Genomic DNA, 6130 nt, shown 5'->3' on the forward strand with positions numbered 1-6130 from the left:
AGTGTGGTGGTCAACGCGCCGATGCCGGAAGATGGCCCCCGTACAGGTCTCGAAGCGCTCGCGGCAAGGACTGCGACGGGCTGGAAGAATCAATCGCCAGGAGAACTGCCATGGCCAAGACCGACAAGAACGATCGCGCGAACGCATCGCCTCGAGCGGCAGCGCCTTACACGACGGTCCAGGAACGGCGTACCAAGGGAAAGGCACTGCGCGACAAGGTGCCGCGCGCCACGCATGCGGGGTGGAAGGCACCGAAGGACCGGCGCGACCCGATCAAACTCCTGCTCGAGACCAACGAGGGCCGCATGGCCGACCTGGTCCCGATTCGCTTCGGACGCATGTCGGCGTCGCCGTTCGCCTTCTACCGCGGCGCTGCCGCGCTGATGGCCGCGGACCTCGGCACGACGCCGAGCAGCGGGATCCGGGTGCAGGCGTGCGGCGATGCCCACCTGATGAACTTCGGCGGCTTCGCGACACCGGAGCGCAACGTGATCTTCGACATCAACGATCTCGACGAGACGCTGCCGGCCCCCTGGGAGTGGGATCTCAAGCGGCTTGCCGCGAGCGTGGTGATCGCGGCGCAGCATCTGCGTCTTCCCGACAGCGACGCGGCACGCGTGGCGACGGATGTCGCGCGCGAGTATCGCGAACGGATGGCCGACTACGCGTCGATGCGGGCACTCGAGGTCTGGTACGACAAGATCGATCTGCAGCGCTACGTCGATCGATCGGCCGATCCGGATCTTGTGCTGCAAATCCGCAAGCGCATGGCGGACCGGATCGAAGCAGAAAGGCGCAAGAGTGTCCCCGACCATCTGTACCCGAAGCTGGTCTCGGAGGAGGGCGCAAGGCCCAGGATCAAGGACGAGCCGCCTCTGATCTTCCATCCGACCGGCGAACAGGCTCTCGGCCTGGAGTCGGGGTATGCCGAAGCGATCGCCTCCTACAGAGAGAGCTTGCCCGAGCAGACGCGGACGCTGTTCGACCGGTTCCATTTCTTCGATCTGACCATCAAGGTCGTCGGCGTGGGCAGTGTCGGCACGATGTGTGCTGTCGCACTGTTCATGGCGGCGGACGACGATCCGCTGTTCCTGCAGGTGAAGGAGGCACGCCCCTCGGTGCTCGAGCCCTATGCGGGGAAGAGCCTCCACTCGAACAACGGCCAGCGCGTCGTGATGGGCCAGCGCATGATGCAGGCGGCGAGCGACGTGTTCCTCGGATGGACCCGGGGATTGAACGGCCGTGATTTCTATGTGCGCCAGCTTCGCGACATGAAGATGTCCGCCATCATCGAGGATTGGGACACGGGACTGCTGCGGCAATATGGGCGCATGTGCGCTCACGCGCTGGCCCGCGCGCACGCCCGTTCGGGTGATGCCGCGATGATCCACGGCTACATGGGCTCCGCGCAGACCTTCGACGACGCCATCGCTGAGTTCTCGGTCGAGTACAGCGACCAGAACCGCAATGACTATCGGGCGTTCGTGCAGGCCGTCCGGGAGAAGCGGATCGATGTCATCGTCGAGGGCTAGCGTCAGCGTGGCGCAGGCTCGCCGAGCAGGAACCCCGTGGCGCTGCGCCACCATGCTTCGTCGATGTATCGGATCCAGTCGTTGTGGTCGGCGCCCCGGACCACCTCGAGCCGCTTGGGGCCGGGCAGCGATTCGTACAGCGCCGTGCCGAAGCGGGCAGGAACGACGCGGTCGCGCTCGGCGACGACCACCAGCACCGGGCGGCCGATCGACGCGAGGTGGGCGACGCTGTCGTAGCGGTCGCGCAGCAACCAGGCCACCGGCAGCCACGGATAGTGGTAGGCCGCGATGTGTTCGAGCGTGTCCCACGGCGTGATGAGCATCAGGGCCGCGACGTGGTCGCGCTGCCGCACGGCCGCCGCGGCCGCCACGCCGGCGCCCAGTGATTCGCCGATCAGCAGCAAGGGCGGGCCGTGCAGCCGATGGGCCAGCGCGAAGGTCTGCTCGGCATCCTCGACCAGGCTGCGCTCGCCCAACGCGCCGTCGCGCGGGCCGTAGGCCGGGTATTCGGCCAGGATCACGCGCAGCCCGAGGCGGCTGAGCGCCGCGGCGTAGTAGCCGCGATGCCCGGCATGGCCCGCATTGCCGTGGAACACGAGCACCGTGCCGCGCGCAGGGCCCTCCGGCTCCGCCACCAGGCCACGAAAGTCGCCCTTGGCCGGCCAGGCGACGAGTCCGGCGGACGCCATCTCGGCGGCTTGCGCCCGGGCGGGGTAGTAGATCAGGCGGTCCTGGAACATGGCGGGCGCTGCCAGAGCGATCGCGCAGGCGGTGGCGAGCCAAAGCATGATCGCTGCAGGTTTCATCGAGGCTCGGTGGGGAGGTTCGACGGTGAAGGGTCATCCTTCGGCGAAGACGATGCGCTGTCAACCCCGGATTCGCGCGCATCGCGCGCAGGCCGCCCAGGGCGCGCCGCGGCCGCCACCCCGTACATCACCAGCGCCGCGACGACCACGGCGTTGAATCCGATGTGGATCGCGAGCAAGGTGGCCAGCACCGCTGCGGTGACCGAGGCGCAGCCGTTGATGCCCCAGGCCCAGGGGATGAGCCGGGCATCGGCGGCCTCCACCCTGGCCAGGCCGAGGGGAAAAGGCATGCCCATGAAGAACGCCAGCGGGGCGATGAGTGCCGCCGAGATCAGGATCCGCGCCGCATCGGGCAGGCCCATCGCGTGCCGGAAGAGCCAGGGCAGCAGGAGCAGGCACAGCGCCGCCGACACGGCGATGGCCGCCACCACCGCCGGCACCGGATTGCCCTTGAGCCGGCCCGACACGCGGCTGCCGATGCCGGCGAACAGCAGGAACGCGAACAGCACGACGGCGATCGCATACAGCGGATGGCTCAGGAACAGGACGAACTTCTGGATGAACGCGATCTCGATGAACATGAAGCCGAAGCCGATGGCCAGGAAGTAGGCCAGCACGCGCCCACGCGTTCCGGCGCCCGGCACCCGCCCACCGTGCGGTGCGCCCGGCCGTGCGACCCAGGCCAGCGGCAGCCCGATCAGCAGCAGGCTCGCCACCACCGCCTGCACCAGCGTGGCAACGAGCACCGGATAGCCCCATTCGAGCAGCGGCAGGCCACCCTGCCCCTTGAGCGACAGGAGCTCCGGCAGCGAACGCCACTTGAAGAAGTGGAAGAAGTGCGGCTTGTCGTCGGTGGCCGGTTCGATATGGAACTTGTAGCGCGCCATGAAATCGTCGCGCCCCGGACCGAGCAGCGCCTGCGCGCCGTCGAACAGGTCCGGGCCTTCGACCACGTTGAAGCGATTCGCCTCGTCCCGCCGCATGCCTGGGTAGAAGGCCAGATCGAAGGAGCGGGCGAGGCAGAAGCCCTTGATTGCGGCGATGTCCTCGGGGGTGAACGCGCCGTTCTTGACCAGCAAGGTGCTGGTCTTCCAGCTTCGTATCAACGCCAGCCGCGCGCCGGGGTCGCTGATGCCCGATCGCTCCAGCGCCGCCACCGCGGCGGCGAAGAGCTTGAGCGCATCGCGCGGCGGCAGCGTGACCCAGCGCGTGAATGCCAGCAGCCCGCCGGGCTGCAGATGGCGCAGGTCGTCCTGCACGGCCTCGATCGTGTAGAGGTAGTTCTCGGCGAGCGCGTAGAGGCCGGCCGAGGACGCACTGAAGGAATCGAGCAGCGCCACCTGGATCAGGTCGTAGCGCTCCCGGCTGGCCGCGATGAAGCCGCGCGCCTCGGCCACGTGCACGCGCGCCATCGGCCCGTAGACGCCGCCTGCGGCGGCCGCGAAGGGGCCCTGCACCAGTTCGACGACCTGGGGATTGAGCTCCACCGCATCGATGCGGCGGGCGCCGTGATAGTGGGCCTGCAGCACGTCGGCCCCGGCGCCGGCGCCCAGCACCAGCACGTGCGGCCGGCGCAGCAGGTGGTAGGGCAGCGCGGAGCTGATCTGGTCCAGGTGCGCCAGGCTTTCGCGCTGGCCGTCGAACCGGGTCAGCGCGTTGAGCCCTTCGCCGTCGGTGAAGACGCCCCATTGCGGCGGCGGCTCGGTCGATGCGGTGAGGCTCAGGCCCGGCGCGTGGCGCAGCGGAATGCGCGGGCTCTCGACCACGCTGACGAGGCCCAGGGGGCTCGATCGCTGCGCCACCACCCGGGCGCCGGGGATGCGCAGGGTCTGCGACAGCTCCTTGTAGGGCGACATGACGGGCGCCAGCCACGCCGCGGGCAGCAGCAGGAGGCCGCCGGCCAGCGCCACCGATGCGAGCGCCGGCCAGCGCCGACGCCCGCCGCATTCGATCCACCCGACCGCCGCCGCGACGCAGCCCAGCGCGCCGATCATCTGCAAGGCGTCGGCCGGCGCCACCACGAAGAGCAGCGCCACGATCCCCAGGCTGCCCGCGCCTGCACCGAGGATGTCGACGCTGTAGATGCGCGACTGCGCGCCGCGAAAGCGCGTCAGCGCCATGCACACGCAGGCGCCGGCGCACAGGAAGGGCAGCAGGAGCAGCAGGTAGACGGCCAGCAGGTAGGCCGGCTGGCGCGGGTCCCAGAGGAGTTCGAGCGGATTGAACGGCACGCGCTGGGCCAACGCGAAACAGCCGATCGCAGTGAGCCCGAAAGCCGCGGCGGCCGCGCAGAAGAGCGGCGCGAATCGCTGCTGCACCGCGCGCTGCGCCAGGGTCAGCAAGGCGCCGCTGGCACCCCAACCGAGCAGCGCGAGGCTGATGATCATGTAGGCGAAGTGGTGCCACAGGGTGATCGAGAACAGCCGCATCAGCAGAATCTCGTAGGCCAGCGCGGCGGCCGAGACCAGGGCCACGGCGATCAGCGGCGCGGCGGTCATCGACGCTCCGGGCGCTCAGCGCTGGCCGGTCAGCGGAACGAAGATCACCGGCAGGATCTGCCGCATCGACACCGTTCCATCGGCGTTCTTCTCGATCAGCATCAACTGCTGGACCATGAACGCCGCGCCCACCGGAATCACCATCCGGCCGCCGGGTTTGAGCTGGCGGATGAGGGGCGGCGGGACGTGGCTGGCCGCCGCGGTCACGAGGATGGCGTCGTAGGGCGCATGTTCCTCCCAGCCGTGATAGCCGTCGCCCAGGCGCACCTGGACATTGGTGTAGCCCAGTTTCTGCAGCCGTTGCGTGGCCTGGAGCCCCAGCGGCTCGATGATCTCGATGGTGTAGACCACGCGGGCCAGCTGCGCCATCACCGCCGCCTGATAGCCGGATCCGGTCCCCACCTCGAGCACCTTGTCGCCGGGCTCCGCCTTGGCCAGGTCCGTCATCAGCGCCACGATGTAGGGCTGGGAGATGGTCTGCCCATGGCCGATCGGTACCGGCCGGTTCGCGTACGCCAGATCGAGCTGGTTGAGGGGCACGAACTCGTGCCGGGGCACCTTGTCCATGGCCGCCATCACGCGCGCGTCGAAGGCGGGCCTGACGGTTTCCGCGGGAGTCTGGCGAGCCAGCGCCGTGATCTCTTCCGTCATCTTCCGGCGCTCGGATGCGAAATCCGGGGTGGCCGCGCCAAGGGCTCCTGTCGTGGCCAGGAGAAGCGCCGAAGCCATTGCACGGACCATGGGTGTGACCATAGTGCGCCGATCATGGCCGAGCACGAAACCGCGGTCCAGCGCGGGGGTGCAAGGCCATGGTCACGAAGAGGACGCTAGGCCGCTTGCTCCCGAAGGGCATTCCTCTTGCGCACCTGAAAGACGAACGCGACCACCTGCCAGGTGACGAAGACGGCGATCAGGGCCAGCAGGCTGCCGCTGATGGGCCGCGTGAGGAACGTCGTGAAACTCCCGCGGCTCAGGAGCAGCGCGCGGCGGAAATTCTCCTCCAGCATGGGCCCGAGGATGAAGCCGAGCATCAGCGGGGCGGCGTCGAGCTCCAGCCGCATGAACATGTAGCCCATGAAGCCGAACGCCGCCGTGATGAAGACGTCTTCCAGGTTGTTGTTGACGCTGTAGGTGCCGATGCAGCAGAAGAACAGGATCGACGGGAACAGCACGCTGTAGGGGATCTTGAACACCGACAGCCAGTAGCGCACCAGCGGCACGTTCAGGACCAGCAGGAAGACGTTGCCGACCCACATGCTGGCCACCAGGCCCCAGAAGAGCTCGGGGTGGCTGG

General features: G+C 68.6%; 5 protein-coding genes. 1 reads left to right on the forward strand and 4 read right to left on the reverse strand.

The window, feature by feature from the left end:
• The first annotated feature begins 110 nt into the window (after positions 1–110).
• On the forward strand, positions 111–1532 hold the full coding sequence (locus AC1D2K_RS05620) for a DUF2252 domain-containing protein (RefSeq protein WP_478086965.1): 1422 nt from the start codon (positions 111–113) through the stop codon (positions 1530–1532).
• Positions 1533–1534: 2 nt separating this feature from the next.
• Here the strand turns inward: AC1D2K_RS05620 and AC1D2K_RS05625 are convergent, their stop codons facing one another.
• The 4 genes from AC1D2K_RS05625 to AC1D2K_RS05640 all read right to left on the reverse strand — a co-directional run.
• On the reverse strand, positions 1535–2338 hold the full coding sequence (locus AC1D2K_RS05625; protein WP_478086966.1) for an alpha/beta hydrolase: 804 nt from the start codon (positions 2336–2338) through the stop codon (positions 1535–1537).
• Positions 2335–4836: a spermine/spermidine synthase domain-containing protein gene (locus AC1D2K_RS05630; RefSeq protein WP_478086968.1), complete on the reverse strand. Its 2502-nt coding sequence runs from the start codon at positions 4834–4836 to the stop codon at positions 2335–2337. Before AC1D2K_RS05630 ends, AC1D2K_RS05625 begins: the two co-directional genes overlap by 4 nt.
• A gap of 15 nt (positions 4837–4851) precedes the next feature.
• Entirely contained in the window at positions 4852–5487 is a 636-nt protein-coding gene (locus AC1D2K_RS05635) for a protein-L-isoaspartate(D-aspartate) O-methyltransferase (protein ID WP_478086969.1), read from the reverse strand.
• Between the two features lie 176 nt (positions 5488–5663).
• The coding region (locus AC1D2K_RS05640) for a tripartite tricarboxylate transporter permease (RefSeq protein ID WP_478086970.1) at positions 5664–6130 on the reverse strand (467 nt) is incomplete at its 5' end.

It is taken from the genome of Variovorax sp. P1_H12_2 (assembly GCF_056405335.1).